The organism is Pseudomonas sp. RC10-4-2 (assembly GCF_050433085.1).
Lineage (GTDB): Bacteria > Pseudomonadota > Gammaproteobacteria > Pseudomonadales > Pseudomonadaceae > Pseudomonas > Pseudomonas aeruginosa.
Map to the genome: position 1 here is coordinate 149,570 of NZ_JBNPXX010000001.1, position 15,453 is coordinate 165,022.

11 protein-coding genes are annotated in these 15,453 nt (G+C 67.2%); 6 read left to right on the forward strand and 5 right to left on the reverse strand.

Features of this window, described 5'->3' with window-relative positions; all coding sequences use genetic code 11:
- Positions 1–212: 212 nt before the first annotated feature.
- The 5 genes from cupB3 (at position 213) to FHW81_RS00690 (ending at position 9,096) form a co-directional block, all read left to right on the forward strand.
- Positions 213–2,681 (forward strand): fimbrial biogenesis outer membrane usher protein CupB3, encoded by a 2,469-nt coding sequence (gene cupB3 / locus FHW81_RS00670; protein ID WP_031640120.1) that lies wholly within the window; start codon positions 213–215, stop codon positions 2,679–2,681.
- Positions 2,678–3,418, forward strand: coding sequence for a fimbrial biogenesis chaperone (locus FHW81_RS00675; protein ID WP_003104547.1), 741 nt, complete (start codon positions 2,678–2,680; stop codon positions 3,416–3,418). The genes cupB3 and FHW81_RS00675 overlap by 4 nt, the downstream gene beginning before the upstream one ends.
- A gap of 87 nt (positions 3,419–3,505) precedes the next feature.
- Positions 3,506–6,562: a GLUG motif-containing protein gene (locus FHW81_RS00680; protein WP_033980021.1), complete on the forward strand. Its 3,057-nt coding sequence runs from the start codon at positions 3,506–3,508 to the stop codon at positions 6,560–6,562.
- Positions 6,563–6,661: 99 nt separating this feature from the next.
- Positions 6,662–7,807, forward strand: coding sequence for a fimbrial protein (locus tag FHW81_RS00685; RefSeq protein ID WP_003158814.1), 1,146 nt, complete (start codon positions 6,662–6,664; stop codon positions 7,805–7,807).
- Positions 7,808–8,451: 644 nt separating this feature from the next.
- Entirely contained in the window at positions 8,452–9,096 is a 645-nt protein-coding gene (locus tag FHW81_RS00690) for a response regulator transcription factor (protein WP_003093364.1), read from the forward strand.
- Between the two features lie 14 nt (positions 9,097–9,110).
- Here FHW81_RS00690 and FHW81_RS00695 read toward each other — a convergent pair whose 3' ends face one another.
- The 4 genes from FHW81_RS00695 to FHW81_RS00710 all read right to left on the reverse strand — a co-directional run bounded on the left by FHW81_RS00695 (position 9,111) and on the right by FHW81_RS00710 (position 13,635).
- Positions 9,111–9,800 carry an SDR family oxidoreductase gene (locus FHW81_RS00695; protein WP_033980023.1) on the reverse strand — a complete coding sequence of 230 codons (690 nt, stop codon included), beginning with the start codon at positions 9,798–9,800 and terminating at the stop codon, positions 9,111–9,113.
- A gap of 72 nt (positions 9,801–9,872) precedes the next feature.
- Positions 9,873–12,848: a non-ribosomal peptide synthetase gene (locus FHW81_RS00700; RefSeq protein ID WP_171893947.1), complete on the reverse strand. Its 2,976-nt coding sequence runs from the start codon at positions 12,846–12,848 to the stop codon at positions 9,873–9,875.
- A 209-nt stretch (positions 12,849–13,057) separates the two neighbouring features.
- The gene (locus tag FHW81_RS00705) at positions 13,058–13,264 is read right to left on the reverse strand and encodes a helix-turn-helix transcriptional regulator (protein ID WP_003093358.1); all 207 of its coding nucleotides are present in this window, start codon (positions 13,262–13,264) and stop codon (positions 13,058–13,060) included.
- Positions 13,261–13,635: a hypothetical protein gene (locus tag FHW81_RS00710; protein ID WP_023130925.1), complete on the reverse strand. Its 375-nt coding sequence runs from the start codon at positions 13,633–13,635 to the stop codon at positions 13,261–13,263. Before FHW81_RS00710 ends, FHW81_RS00705 begins: the two co-directional genes overlap by 4 nt.
- 106 nt (positions 13,636–13,741) lie before the next feature.
- Here FHW81_RS00710 and FHW81_RS00715 point away from each other — a divergent pair, with 106 nt between their 5' ends.
- On the forward strand, positions 13,742–14,578 hold the full coding sequence (locus FHW81_RS00715) for a class I SAM-dependent methyltransferase (RefSeq protein ID WP_003132375.1): 837 nt from the start codon (positions 13,742–13,744) through the stop codon (positions 14,576–14,578).
- Here the strand turns inward: FHW81_RS00715 and FHW81_RS00720 are convergent.
- The gene (locus FHW81_RS00720; RefSeq protein WP_023120203.1) at positions 14,575–15,243 is read right to left on the reverse strand and encodes a helix-turn-helix transcriptional regulator; all 669 of its coding nucleotides are present in this window, start codon (positions 15,241–15,243) and stop codon (positions 14,575–14,577) included. The genes FHW81_RS00715 and FHW81_RS00720 overlap by 4 nt on opposite strands.
- Between the last annotated feature and the right edge of the window lie 210 nt (positions 15,244–15,453).

Below are 15,453 nucleotides of genomic sequence, written 5' to 3' on the forward strand. Positions count from 1 at the left end.
CCCTGCGATTCGCCTGTCTGCTGGCACTGTTTCCTTCGCTGTCCTCCTGCCAGTCCTGGTCCTCCGTCGGCGCCGCCGGCGTAGCCGGGGCGAAGGCGAAGGAGGCCAGGACGGGAGCACCGGCGAAACAGCCGCAGGCGCCCGCGGCGGCCGTTGCGTCACCGGCCGGTGGGTTGGACGCACCGTCGCGGCGGATCGTCTTCGACGCGCAGATGCTGGCCCTGGGGCCGGGCGGACGCTCGATCGATACGTCGCGTTTCGAGCGCGGCGACGTCATCGAGCCAGGCCGCTATCGCCTCGACCTGCTGCTCAACAGCCGATGGCGTGGCGTCGAGGAAGTCGAGCTGCGCCGCCAGCCGGGGCGGGAAAGCGCGGTCTTCTGCTACGACCGGGGCCTGCTGGAGCGGGCGGGCATCGACCTGGAGAAGAGCGCGCGTGGCCAGGACCGTTCCTCGGCTCGCGATCCTCTGCCCGAAGGTTTGCACTGCGACCCGCTCGAGCGCTATGTGCCGGGGGCCCGGGTCAAGCTCGATATCGCCGAGCAGTCGGTCTATGTCTCGGTGCCCAGCTATTACCTGAGCCTGGATTCTTCGAAGACCTATGTCGATCCGGCGAGCTGGGACAGCGGCATTTCCGCCGCCTTGCTCAACTACAACAGCAATCTCCACGTCAGGGAAAACCACGGCAGGAGCGCCACCAGCGGCTATGCCGGGATGAACGCCGGCTTCAATTTCGGGCGGGCGCGCCTGCGCCACAACGGCACGGCCACCTGGTCGCGCCGCATGGGCAGCCATTACCAGCGTAGCGCAACCTATGTGCAGACCGACCTGCCGGCCTGGCGTGCGCAGTTATTGCTGGGAGAAAACTCCACCAGCAGCGAGTTCTTCGATGCGGTGTCCTTCCGTGGAGTGCAGCTTTCCAGCGATGACCGGATGCTGCCGGATTCGCTGCGCTACTACGCTCCGGTGGTCCGTGGGACCGCCAGTACCAATGCGCGGGTATCGGTCTACCAGCGCGGCTACCTCATCTACGAAACCACGGTGGCACCCGGGGCGTTCGCTCTCGACGAACTGCAGACCGCCAGCTATGGCGGGGACCTGGAAGTGCGGGTGACCGAAGCCAGCGGGGAAGTCCGCAGTTTCATCGTGCCGTTCGCCACCACCGTGCAACTGCTGCGCCCCGGAACCACGCGCTACAGCCTGACGGCCGGGCGGCTCAACGATCCCAGCCTGGAGCGTCGGCCGAACATGCTGCAGGGCGTCTACCAGCGCGGCCTGGGCAACGACGTCACCGCATACGCGGGCGGGGCCTTCACCGGCAGCTACATGTCCGGATTGATGGGCGCGGCGCTGAACACGCCGGTGGGCGGATTCTCCGGTGACGTGACGCTGGCGCGTACCGAGGTTCCCGGCGACGACCGCCTTAGCGGCTCCAGCTACCGTCTCGCCTACAGCAAGAACCTGCCGAACACCGGCACCAACTTTTCGCTGCTCGCCTATCGTTACTCCACCGGTGGCTATCTCGGCCTGCGCGACGCGGCCTTCATGCAGGACCGGGTAGAGCGAGGCGAGCCGCTGGAGTCGTTCTCGCGCTTGCGCAACCGTCTCGACGCCAACATCAGCCAGCAACTGGGCAACGGCGGCAACCTGTACCTGAACGGCTCCTCGCAGCGCTACTGGAGCGGCGGCGGGCGGGCGGTCAACTTCTCCGTCGGCTACAGCAACCAGTGGCGCGACGTCAGTTACTCCATTTCCGCGCAACGCCTGCGCAGCCACTACGAAGGCTTTTCCAGCGGTGACAAGCGCGGCGAGACCAGCACGCTGTTCAGCCTGAACCTGTCCATTCCGCTGGGCGGCGCGGGACGCGGGTCGCCGACCCTGAGCAGCTACCTGACCCGCGACAGCAACAGCGGAACCCAGCTCACCAGCGGGGTTTCCGGCATGCTGGGCAAGCGTGGCGAGGCCTCCTACTCGCTGTCGGCCTCCCATGACCGCGACAGCCGGCAGACCTCGAAGAGCGCCAGCCTCGACTATCGACTGCCGCAGGTCGAACTCGGCTCCAGCCTCTCGCAGGGACCGGGCTATCGGCAGTTGTCGGTCAAGGCCGCGGGGGGCCTGGTCGCGCACAGCGGCGGGATCACCGCGGCACAAACCCTGGGCGAGACGATCGGCCTGGTCCACGCGCCAAATGCCAGGGGCGCGGCTGCCGGCTACTCGGGAAGCCGGATCGACCGCCACGGCTATGCGGTGATTCCCAACCTGCTGCCCTACCAGTTGAACAGCGTCGACCTCGACCCCAACGGCATGGCCGACGAGATCGAACTGAGGTCCAGTTCGCGCAACGTGGCGCCCACCGCCGGAGCGGTGGTGCGCCTCGACTATCCGACGCGGGTGGCAAGGCCCTTGCTGGTGGATAGCCGGATGCCCAGCGGCGAGCCCCTGCCGTTCGCCGCGGAAGTGCTCGATGCCCACAGCGGGCAGTCGGTGGGCGCCGTCGGCCAGGGCAGCCGCCTGGTGCTGCGGGTCGAGCAGGATCGCGGCTCGGTTCGGGTGCGCTGGGGCAACGAGCCGCAGCAGCAGTGCCTGGTCGACTATGCGCTGGGCCCGCGCGAGACGACGCCTCCCGTCCTGCAACTGGCATGTCGCCCGACGTCGGCCGCCGACCGGGAGCGCACGCTGTGACCGGCGTCGGCCTGGGACGATGCGGCACGGCCTGGGTCCTGCTGGTGGCGCTGGTGGCCGATGCCTCCGCCTCGCTGTCCGTGATCGGGACCCGTTTCATCTATCCGGCGGGCGTTTCCGCGCTGACGATCCGCGTCGGTAACGTCGGGACGCGCCCGGCCCTGGTCCAGACCTGGCTCGATCGCGGCGACGAGACGGCGGACCCGAGCGCTGTCACGGTGCCGTTCATCCTGTCGCCGCCGCTGTTGCGTATGGACCCGCAGGAGACCCAGGCGCTCCAGCTTCGCCATACCGGCGAGCCGCTGCCGGACGACCGGGAATCGCTGTTCTGGGTCAACCTGCTGGAGGTGCCGGGGCGGGAGGACGGCAGCGGCAACCTGCTGCTGGTGAGCTACCGCCTGCGGATGAAGCTCCTGTTCCGTCCGCAGGGTCTGGCCGGCGATCCGCGAGCCGCCGCGCGCCAGGTCGTCTGGCGCCTGCGTCCGGCGGTACGGCCGGGGCAGCGGGCGCTGCTGGAGGCGGACAACCGCAGTCCCTATCACGTTTCCCTGGTGCGCCTGGAGCTGGGCGAGGGCGACCTCGCCATGTCCCTCGGCAGCGTCACCCTGCCGCCTTTCGCCCTTACCCCGTTGAGTCTGCCGGCCGTGCCCGGCGAGGCGGCGCGGGTCCATTTCGATGCGGTGGGGGATGACGGCCAGATCGAGCGTGGCGACGCGCCGGCAGAGAGATACCCGTAGGAGTTCGGCAGGGCCCGGGGAGTTGGGCTCCTGCCGTAGCACGGCCCTGCGAATAGGTCGCGGGGTTTCACTGGAGGAAGGAAGCACATGAACAAATGCTATGCACTGGTCTGGAACGTATCCCAGGGCTGCTGGAACGTCGTCAGCGAAGGCAGTCGCAGGCGCGGCAAGCCCGCCGGCGCCAAGGCGGCGATCGCCTCCGCCCTGGCCCTGCTGGGCGCCACGGCCCTGGCTCCGGCCTATGCGCTGCCAAGCGGGGGAACGGTGGTCGGCGGGAGCGCGAACGGGGAGATACACCTGTCGGGCGGCAACAGCCTGTCGGTCAACCAGAAGGTCGACAAGCTCATCGCCAACTGGGATTCCTTCAGCGTTGCCGCCGGCGAGCGGGTGATCTTCAACCAGCCGAGCAGTAGCTCGATCGCCCTGAATCGGGTGATCGGCACCAAGGCCAGCGATATCCAGGGTCGGATCGATGCCAACGGCCAGGTCTTCCTGGTCAACCCCAACGGCGTGCTCTTCGGTCGCGGTGCCCAGGTCAATGTCGGCGGCCTGGTGGCTTCCACGCTGGACATCACGGATGCCGAGTTCAACGGCAACTCCTCCAGATACCGTTTCACGGGTCCCTCTACCAACGGTGTCCTCAACCACGGGGGCGCCATCACCGCGGCAGAAGGCGGCAGCATCGCCCTGCTGGGCGCGCAGGTCGACAACCGCGGGACGGTCCTGGCGCAGATGGGCGGTGTCGGGCTCGGCGCGGGCAGCGACCTGACGCTGAATTTCGACGGCAACAAGCTGCTCGACATCCGCGTCGACGCCGGGGTCGCCAATGCGCTGGCAAGCAACGGCGGCCTGCTCAAGGCCGACGGGGGGCGAGTCCTGATGGCGGCCAGGACCGCCAATGCGCTGCTCAACACGGTGGTGAACTCCCAGGGTGCCATCGAGGCCCGTTCGCTGCGCGGCAAGAACGGGCGGATCGTGCTCGATGGCGGCCCGGACGGCAAGGTCATGGTGGGAGGCGCCTTGTCCGCCAATGCGCTGAAAGGTCCGGGGCACGGCGGCACGGTCGAGGTCCGGGGGCAGGCGGTGGAAGTGGCCCTGGGCACCCAGGTGAACACGCTCGCCAGCAATGGCCTCAACGGCACCTGGAAGATTGCCGCCGACAAGATCGACGTGCGCCCGTCGGCGGTGTCGGATGGCGTCACCGTTCATGCCGACACCCTGTCGCGGAACCTGGCGAGCACCAATATCGAACTGGTTTCGACCAAGGGCGACCTGGACCTCGACGGCTCGGTGAGCTGGGCATCGGGCAACCGGCTGGGGCTGGGCTCCGCGGCCGACCTGACGTTGAATGGCAGGCTGAATGCCAGTGGCGCCAAGGCTGGGCTGGAGCTGAAGGCCGAAGGCGCTATCGATATCAATGACAAGATCGTTCTCGGCGGGGCTGGCAGCGCGCTGGCCATGGATGCCGGCGAAGGCCACCGGGTGAACGGCACGGCGTCGGTCTCCCTGGCCGGGGCCAACGCGACCTACGTCTCCGGTGGCTATTACTACACGGTGGTGCAGAACCTGGCGCAGTTGCAGGCGATCAACAAGAACCTGGACGGCCTGTACGTGCTCGGCGGCAATATCCTGGGCGGCAGCTATTACTGCACGGCGCTGCAATCCATCGGCGGGCCCGCCGGCGTTTTCAGCGGCACCCTGGACGGTCTCGGCAACAGCATCGGCAATCTCTCGATCAGCAACACCGGGCCGAATGTCGGGCTGTTCGCCCGCTCCTCGGGCACCCTGAGCAACCTGAAGCTGAACAACCTGCGGGTATCCGATAACACCTACGGCTCCGGACCGTCTTCGCTCGGCGCCCTGGTCGGGATCAACAGCGGCCGCATCGCCAACGTCAGCGCCAGCGGGGTCTCGGTCGTCGGCAGCCGACTGCGCTCCAACGCACTGGGCGGCCTGGTCGGGCGCAATATCAGCGGGCAGATCGCGAACGCATCCGTCAGCGGCGGCGTCACCGGTTATGCGGCGAGCACGGCGGTCGGCGGTCTGGTGGGGGAGAACTTCACCACTGCCTGGGGGCCGGAGGCGGTCATCGAGAACGCCCACAGCAACGTCCATGTGGCTGCACAGTCCACCGAGCGCAACAGCCTGGGCGGCGTCGGCGGCCTGGTCGGACTGAATGCGAAGGGCATGATCAGGGCGTCCGGCAGCCAGGGGAAGGTCGAGACCTACCGGCCCGGCCTGAACGTCGGCGGCCTGGTCGGCTACAACATGTTCGGCCACGTCTCCGATAGTAGCGCCAGCGGCCAGGTGGAGGCCGGCGGCGCGGGGAATACCGGCGGGCTGGTCGGCCTGAGTTCCGGCGGCGAGATATTCCGCTCGCAGGCGAGCGGGTCGGTGTACAGCAAGGGCGGCCTGGCGACCGGCGGGCTGATCGGCAAGGCAGAAGGCAACGGCATGCTCGGAAACCTGAAAGCCAGCGGCAGCGTCACGGACCAGGGCGGCGCGGATCTGGGCGGGCTGGTCGGCAACAATAGCCAGAGCGCCATCGAGACCGCCGAGGCGACGGGCAAGGTCAGCGGCGGCAGCAACAGTCGCGTCGGCGGGCTGATTGGACACAACCTCGGCGGTTCCGTCGCCCATGCGATCTCGCGCGGCGACGTGAGCGGCGGCTTCAACAGCCTGGTGGGCGGGCTCGTCGGCCACAACGGCGGCGAACTGTTCAACGTGGATGCCAGCGGCAGGGTCAGCGCCGCTGCGAGTGCGTCGGTTGGCGGCCTGGTCGGCAGCAACGCCGGTTCGATCCTGTCGGCGCGCAGCAGCAGTACCGTCAGCGGCGGCGGGCGCAGCCGCATCGGCGGCCTGGTCGGCGAGAACCAGATCCAGGGACGCATCGTTTCGTCCATGTCGGAAGGCACCGTCAGTGGCGACTACTACGTCTCCATGGGCGGGCTGGCCGGCGTCAACCTGGGATCGATCAAGTACTCCGGCGTTAGCGGCAAGATCGACTTCAAGCCTCAGTCCCATTACGGCCAGATCTACGGTGCGCAGGTCGGCGAGAACCATGGGGTCCTGGGCGGCAACTACGTGATCGGCGAGGCGGCGCTCCTGCCGCCTGCCGGTATCGACTACGGCAACATCTGGTAAGGCCGGCAGGGGAGGTCCCTGGCGGACCTCCCTTCCCGGCCGGGGCCGCTCTCGCCTGGAGTGTGGCCCTCTTCCGCAGGCGCAATCTTGGAGAGTTCCATGAGCATGAGGTTATTTCCCGGCCGCGTTTCCCTGCGCCGCCGGCCTGGCGCGCAGGCTCGGCAGGCGCTCGTTCTCGGCCTCTGCTGCCTGACCGGCGGCCAGGCCTGGGCCCTGAACGAGGTCGCCCTGAACTGCTCGTTCGGCAATGGCAAAGGCTTGCCCTGGCGTGTGGTGAACGAGCTGACCAGCGGCACGGCGAAAGGCACGGTGCTGTTCGCCAGGCCGGTGAGCCTGTTCCTGAACTACAAGCCCCAGGCTTCCCAGGAGGCGCATGAGCTGGTCATCGGGGGGAACTGGTCCGGGGTGGGCTTTCCGGGGCCTTACGGCACGGTGGCGTCCGACGTCAAAGGCATCGGCTATCGGATCTCGGTGGATGCCCAGGACGGCGTCAAGCGGGTGATTCCGGTCGACAACCAGCCCCATGCGCTGGACAAGCGAGTCACGAGCTTTTCCGGAAGCACGACCAGCGACTACCTACAGGAACTGGTCCTGACGGTCGACCCCGGCGAGTTGCCTGCCGGCGACCTGAAGGTAACCAGCGTATCCGGCAGCGCCACCCTGAATCTCTGGGCGGTGGACAGGCTGAAGGGCGAAGCGTCCATCGGCAGCGTCCTGGCGGTGCCTGCGGACAACTACCCCACCGGGGTTTGCCGAAAGCCCTATTCGCTGATCGGCCCGGCCTCCATCGGGATCGGCGGCGGTCCCCCGCCGCCGCCGATCCCGAAGAAATGCAAGGTCGAGGTGGGACGGGAAATCAACGTCAAACTGGGTAGCGTCGCGTTGAAGAACTTCCCGCGGGTCAACGACACCTCCACGGAGCGCTCCTTCGATATCTCTCTCAGCGAGTGTGCGGCGCTGGCCAAGCCGGAAATCGCTTTCCGCGACAAATATGTCTCGGCGCAGCAAGCGGACCCGACGATCCTCAGCTTGAAGAGCGGCGGCGCGGCGGGGTTCGGCATCGTCGTGAAGAACGGCCTGGACCAGCAGCGGATACGTTTCGACGGCACGCCCTACCCGATGCGGCGTGTCGGCGACAGCGCCGACCTTCCGCTGAGTGCCGCCTACATCCGTATCGGCGCGGAGGGCGAATTGAAGGCCGGGGTCGCCGACGGCGCCGCCGAGTTCACGTTTACCTTCCCCTGAGCGGCGCCGCCGCTCTTTCCCCGGCGTTTCCCGCCCCGCCTCGGGAAGCGCCGTCGGCCGCTTTCGCGCCAGCCCTCGCGAAGGCTCGGCCCCTCACCTCCAGTGGTTGCAGATCGCCGAAGGCGCTCTGCATATCGCTCCGCTGCTCGTCCTGGGTCTCGTGCGCACATGCCATTCCCGCACACGGAATACCGATATTGCGTATGGGCGAAGGCTTTCTGAGGGATATGCAAGTTTCCTCGGTAGGATTTCGCGCAAATAAACGAACGCTATTTTCCAGGCGATAGTTTCAGCTTGTCGCGGAACTCTTTTTTCAAACTTTTTGCTGCTCTGGCTTGTCCGTTTCGTATTTCATCGTTTTTCATAAGTGTCTACGTAGACGTTTTTCGGGGGCTGTTTCAAGTGTCTTTGTTGTTAGTTTACGAGGCGAAAAAATAGTAGTTTTACTATATTAAATATCGTCGGTTTCACTAGAAAATACACATGTTCACTTTGAACCGGGGCAGTGGCGTCGGCGGATTCCGGACCGCGCTTTCCTCCTTGCCGGCCGAGCGGCGGCCGCCTGCCTGCGGCAGGCATGACCGAGACCACAGGTTTCCTGGTAACGCTTTCGCCTGCCGTGTACCGCTTAAGGAGACGCAAGGATGTCCCTACATCGCATTCGCGTAATGGTTGCGGATGATCATCCCGCCATTTCGCTGGGTATTTCCTACGAACTGAGTCAGTGCGGTTCTTTGGAGATGCTCGGTCAAGTTTCCAATTCTACCGAGTTGATCGGCCGGCTCGACGAAGGCGACTGCGATGTCGTTATCGTCGACTATACGATGCCGGGCGGGAAATATGGCGATGGACTGGCATTGTTGTCATTGCTGCGGCGACGTTATCCGCATCTGCAATTGGTTGTCTTTACCATGCTGAACAATCCGGGCCTTATCCGGGCCATTCTCAAGCAGGGTATCAATTGCATCCTCAGCAAGTCCGACTCGACCAGTCACCTGCTGGCGGCGGTGAGCGCGGCCTATTCGCGAAACCAGTATTTCTCGCCGTCGATCAGGGACATCTTCGTCAACCAGGTGCTTTCCTCGCACAACGAACGGCTGACGCCCCGGGAGGCGGAAATCGTCCGTCTGTTCGGCTCCGGACTGACCATCACCGAGATCGCCGAGCGCTCGCATCGCAGCGTGCAGACCATCAGTACGCAGAAGGTCAGTGCCATGAAGAAGCTCGGCATCAAGCGCGATGCCGACCTAATCAGGTATGCGGCCGAGGGCTATTGCCGGATGCCCTGACGGATCGGCCCGCTTCACCAGGGCAGCGGCTGGTTCCGATAATCGACGAAGCGACAGGCATTCACGCCCGCGGCATCCTCCACCGCCGCGACCAGTCCGGCGGCGCTTTCCTCGACGCTCAGCGGCGCGCTGTCGCCGCCCATTTCGGTACGCACCCAGCCGGGATGCAGGAGCAACAGGCTGAACGGCAACTCCTCGAACTCGCCCTCCCAGCTGCGTACCAGGCTGTTCAGCGCCGCCTTGCTGGCGCCGTAGAGCGGCATCGTGGCCGACAGGCCCAGCGCCAGGCTGGCCATCTGCGAACTCATGAACGCCACCACGCCACCCCGGCTAACCCGGCCGGACAGTGCCCTGGCCAGGCGCAGCGGCGCGATGGCGTTGGTCAGGAATAGCTGGGCGGTCTGCTCGGCGTCGATTTCCGCCACATCCTGTTGCTGCGGGCCGTAGATGCCGGCGTTGACGATCAGGCGATCGATCCGCCGCTCGCCCAGCATCTCGCCAATGCGTTCGGCGCAATCGTATTGGTTGAGGTCGCCGGTCACCGCTTGCAAGCGCTCCCCGGCCCGCTCCGCCAGTGCCTGTAGCCCGGGAGAGCCTTGCGGTCGCCGGGCGACGGCGAATACCTGTGCGCCGCGTTGCAGGAAGGCATCCGCCAGTCCCAGGCCGATGCCGCGCGAGGCGCCGACGATCAGAACGTTGTGCATGAGGTTCTCCGGGCGATAAAGCGGACAGGATACCCAAGCGCGTCCCGCTGCGTAACCGCCGCGGCGACCTCGTTACCGCATGGCGCTGCCGCCCAGGCCGGCGAGGTACAGGTCGAGCAGGCGGTCGTCGAACTCCGGCTCGCGCACGGTGCTCCCGCGCAGGTGTTCCTCGACGTTGGTGCAGTCCCAGAGATAGGTATCCTGGTACAACTCGACGGTGCTGCGGCCGGCGTACATGTTGTCGCGGAACATACTCAGCAGGGGATAGAGCGGAGCGTCGCGATTGTCTTCCCAGAGACTTACCCAGTCGTCGAACGGCATCTGCCGGAGGGGACGCCCGGCGCGTCGCCCGAGACGGCCGAAGAATTCGTCCAGGGTCAGGCAGCGCGGAATGCTCGGCACCAGGTTGAATTTCTTGCCCAGCGCCGAAGGCTGGCGGGCGATGACGCTGATCGCCTCTACCATGTAGTCCACCGTGGTCAGGCCCTCGCGCAGCTCGCGCAGGAGCGGCACGGCCCGGTACTCCAGGCAGGTCCGCGCCAGCCGGCTCCACCACTGGTAGTCGGCGTAGGCGCCGGTACGGCTGTGGCAGGTGGCGTAGCCGAGGCGGAAGGTCATCAGCGGCAGGCCGCGTTCAGCGGCGAGGTCGGCGATCTTTTCCATCACCCATTTGCTGCGCACGTAGCCCATGTCGGTGACCACCGCCGGCAGGTTCTGGTCGATGTCGTCGTCCTCGCGCATCAGGCGCTTGCCGGTATGCAGGTGGCCCCAGCTGTACACCGAGATGCTCGACAGCAGCATCAGCGGCTTGCAGCGGCCGCTGGCGCAGAAGCGCAGGACCTGGCCGAGCCCCTCGACGTTGTCGCGCTTCATGTAGCTGTACGGCTGGATGAAGTTCACCGCGCTGGCGGAATGGAAGACCTGGTCGACGCTGCCGGCCAGCTCGCGATAGGTTTCCGCCGGTAGTCCGAAGCCTGGTTCGGCGAGGTCGGCGGCGTAGGCCCTGACCCGTCGCCAGTCCGACTCGGCGAGTTCGATGCGGTGCTGCCGGGCGGCCTGGCGCAGGCGTTCGAGGGCGTGGGCGTCGTTTTGCGCACGGACCGGACAATGCAGGTCGGCCTCGCGGCTGGCCAGCAGCTCGGCGAGCAGGTGGGCGCCCATCAGCCCGCTGGCGCCGGTGAGCAGGATGTGCCGTGGCGCGAGCACCTGGGCGGCGTCCATGGGCCGACTGAAATCCACGTCGGCGGGCAGGCGCACGTCCCGTTGCAGCTCCTGGGCCGGTTCGCTGTCCAGCGCCGGCGGCGCTTCGCCGGCGCGCCGCGCCAGGCTGGCCGCCAGTTGGCGTACGCTCGGGGTGCGGTAGATGTCGTGGATGTAGGCACGGTTGCCGAAGCGTCGGCTCAGTTCGCGCACCAGGGCGGCGGCCAGCAGGGAATGGCCGCCGACCTCGAAGAAGCTGTCGTCCAGGCCGAAGTCGGTATGCCCCAGCACTTCCTGCCAGGCCAGGGCCACTTGCAGTTCGCCGGGGGTGCCGAAGCGTTGCTCGTCGAGTCGTTCCTGGCATTGTTCCTCCAGGCGTCGACGCAGGGCCTGGCGGTCGATCTTGCCGTTGACCGTGGTCGGCAGGCTGTCCAGCGACAGATAGCGGCTGGGCAGCATGTAGTCGGGCAGTTCCTGGCGCAGTGCGGTCTTGATGGCGGCGAGCACGGCCCTGGCATCGCCGTCCTGCTGGCGGGGGACCACGAAGGCGCTCAATTGCTGGCTACCGGAGCGTGGGTCGGCATGCGCCAGCACCACCGCGCCGTGGATAGCCGGCTGGCGCAACAGCGCGGCCTCGACGTCGCCGAGTTCGACGCGGTGGCCGCGGATCTTCACCTGGTCGTCCAGCCGACCGAGGAACTGCAGGCTGCCATCGGCCAGCCAGCGGGCCTTGTCGCCGGTGCGGTAGAGCCGACGCCGCAGTGCCTGCGAGTAGTGGAAGCGCCTGGCGGTCATGTCCGGGTCGCGCAGGTATTCGCGCGCCAGGCAGACGCCCGCCAGGTTCAGCTCACCGGGTCGGTCGCCATGGCAAGGCCGGTCGTCGGCGTCGAGGATGAATGCCTCGCAGCCGTCGATGGGCGTGCCGATCGAGGCGGGTCGCCGATGTGCTTCGGCGTCGACGATGCGGCAGGTGGCGAAGACCGTGGCCTCGGTCGGGCCGTAGTAATCCACCACGGTATAGGGCAGCCCGCCGGTTGCGACCGGCGGCAGTTTTTCCCCGGCGCAGAACAGGTAGCGCAGCGCCAGCGACGGCGGGGCGGGCTGCTCCGCCAGCGCGGGCACCATCACGGTAGGCGCGAAGGCGTGGCTGATCCGCTGCTCGGCGAAGAATGCCAGCAGCGCCGCCGGGTCTGGGCGCACCTCGTCGGGCACCAGGTGGAGGCAGGCGCCTGCGCACAGGGTGGACCAGATTTCCCATTGGGAAACGTCGAAGCCGACGCCGGCCATCAGGGTGGTGCGGCTCCGTTGATCCATATTGAAGCGCCGGTTGTGCCAGCCCACGAGGTTGGCCAGGGAGCGACTCTCGATCACCACGCCCTTGGGTTCGCCGGTGGTGCCCGAGGTGAAGATCACATACAGCGCTTCGCTGCCGTCGAGCGCCGGTCTCGGCGCGGCACCCGCCGCACTCGTCGCGAGCGCCTGTGCGATGACCTCCACCGGTTGCCCCGGCAGGTCCTCGGCCTGGGTGGCGAGAACCACGGGGGCCTGGCACTGGCGGAGGATTTCCTGCTTGCGCCTGTCGGGTTGCCGACGGTCCACCGGTACGTAGGCCGCTGCGCACTTGGCGGCCGCCAGGATGGCGATGACCAGTTCGGCCGAGCGTTCGGCCAGCAGGGGCAGCAGCTCGCCCCGGGCGACGCCGCGCCTGGCCAGGTGGGCGGCCAGCCGGTCGCTGAGCCGGTCGAGTTCGCGGTAGCTGAACGAGCGCTCGCGATCGACGAGGGCGGGGCGTTCGGGATGGGTATCTGCGTGTTGCCTGAATAAGCCAAGAACAGAATCTTTCGACATGGCTGAGACTCCTGTCTTGCCGGTGGAAAAGACGTTATCCGTGGTTTTTCAGCGTATCGAGCGGGGACCAGGGGGAAGGCTGGCGATAGGCCTGGTCCAAGGCTAGCCCCGAGGGGAAATGCGGCAACTGCCATTTGGTACAGGGTAAGGGGGGCTTGCCGCCGGGGTCGCCAGGGGCGCCCCGGAAGTTTTCGGAAGCGGGACCGGACTCAGTCCAGCTGGCCTTCCCGGTCGTCGAAGATCGCTTCTATGGCCAGTCCGAACACCCGGGCGAGCTTGAACGCCAAGGGCAGGCTTGGATCGTAGCGGCCGGTTTCGATGGCGTTCACCGTCTGCCGCGATACCTCCAGCTTTCCGGCCAGCTCCGCCTGTGACCAACCGCGCTCCGCGCGCAACTCGCGAACGCGGTTCCTCATGCGTAGCGCCTCAGTCCCAGGACGCAGCCGATGACCCAGAACGCGCCCATCAGGGGCCAGACGAAGAACATCGAGAGTTTCGGAAAGCCGGTGGTTTCGAGGAAACCGTAGGCGAAGGTGAGCAGGGCGGTGCCGACGAAGGCCAGGGCGAGGGCTTCGAGATGGATGCGCCGGGCCATTTCGTCGAGGCGCCGCAGGTAACGGATCACCACCAGCGCCAGGGCGACCATCGGTGGCACCGGCAGCAGGGCGAGGAAGACCCGGCCGGCGCCCGGTTCCGTGCCCGCCAGCGACTGGCCGCTGATCAGAACGGCAGCGGCATAGCCGACCAGCGCGAGAAGCAGTTCGAGGAAGAAACGTTTGTGGGTCATGGTTGAACCGTCCATGTAAAGGGGGCTTTACATTGGCCGGGATGCTCTTCTTTGTCAAGCAAGCTTTACATTCTCCATGGGCTTGCCTTGGCGAGGAGACTCGGGGATGGTAGCGGGCGGTCTCTGGGAGAACGGCGAAATGGCGACGGGCGACGAATTCGACGCGCTGCTGGTGGAAGCCGGCCGCACACCGATGCGCGGCTGGGAATACGACTATGGCGGACGCATCCGCCTGGAACCGCCGCCATGGGATTTCCCGGGGCGCATGCTGGAGCGCTGCCGGGCCGCCGCCAGCCTGCTGGACATGGGCACCGGCGGCGGCGAATGGTTGAGCCGGCTGCCGTATCGTCCGCCGCTCACCGTGGCTACCGAGGGCTGGGCGCCCAACCTGGAGATTGCCCGGGGGCGCCTGGAGCCCCTGGGCATCCGCGTGGTCGAGGTGGAGGGCGCGCCGGACAACCATCGCCAGGGCCGGGAGGGCGATGGCGGCGGGGCGTTGCCGTTCGCCGATGGCACCTTCGACCTGGTCGGCAACCGCCACGAGTCCTATCTGCCATCGGAGGTCCGGCGGGTGCTGGCGCCCGGCGGCTGTTTCCTCACCCAGCAGGTGGCCGGCGACTTCAACCGCGAGTTCTATGCGTTGCTCGGCGAACCGGCGCCGACGCCGGAGGCGCCGCACTGGAACCTGGGTTTCGCCCGGGCCCAGCTGGAGGCCGCGGAGTTGCCGCCGGTGGCAGGCGGCGAAGGTTGGGAGGTGTTGCACTTCGCCGATGTCGGCGCCCTGGCCTGGTACCTGTTGAACCTGCCCTGGGTATTTCCCGGTTTTTCCTTCAGGCGCCACCGCGAGCGCCTGCGCGGCCTGCACGAGAGCGGCAAGCCGCTGGCGGTGCGGCAGTTCCTCTTCTGGCTGGAGGCGCGCAGCCCCCAGGCCGCGCGCGGCTAGAGGAAGAGTCGCTTCACCAGCTCGGTGCGGCTGCGCGCGCCGGTCTTGCGGAACAGGTTGAGCAGGTGGGTCTTCACCGTCGGCAGGCCGAGTCCGAGGCACTGCGCCAGGCATTTGTTGCTGACGCCGTCGCGCAGCAGCAGGGCGATCTCCCGTTCCCTCGGTGTCAGGCCTTGCAGGCGCTCGGCGCTGGCCGTTGGCGTGGCGCATGCCTGCGCCGCCAGCTCCATCAGGCCATGCAGGGCGCGCAACTGTCGCAGCTCCTGGTCGGAGAAGGCCCCTAGGCGGGCGTCGCGCAGCAACGACAGGGCCGCGACCGGACGCTGATGCGCATGCGCCAGCACCTCGACCACGTCGCAGATCCCGTGGCGTCGCAGGAAGCCCTGGTACAGCGCGCTGTCCTTCGCGGGCTGGCGGGCGATGCCCTGGCGCAGCGGCACTACCGGCGAAGCGCTGGCCAGGCAGTGGCGCGGCTGCAGCGGATCGTAGTCGCGGTAGTGGCGCAGGTAGTCGCGGTGCATGCCGGCCGGCATCCGCAGGAGCTGGAAGTCGTGTGCGCGACAGTCCTCGTCGATGCGATAGAACACGCACAGGCTGGCCGGCACCACCTGGGTGAAGGCCTGCATGCAGCGCAGGCCGAGGTCGGGCGACAGGGTCGAAGACATGGCGCGGGGCTCCCGTGGGACGAGGCGGCGGTACGTCCACTGTCCCGCCTGTCGGGCAGAATGTCCATGCCCCGGCGTGCCGTCTTGTCTTTCTCTGCCTGGCTTGGCAGGCAGCGGCAAGAAACCCGGCAGGCTGGAGCAAGCGAGCGGGGGAGCGGCGGGTCCAGAGTATTCCCGGGTAGTAGGCGCATGCACGACGCAGCGCCGTCG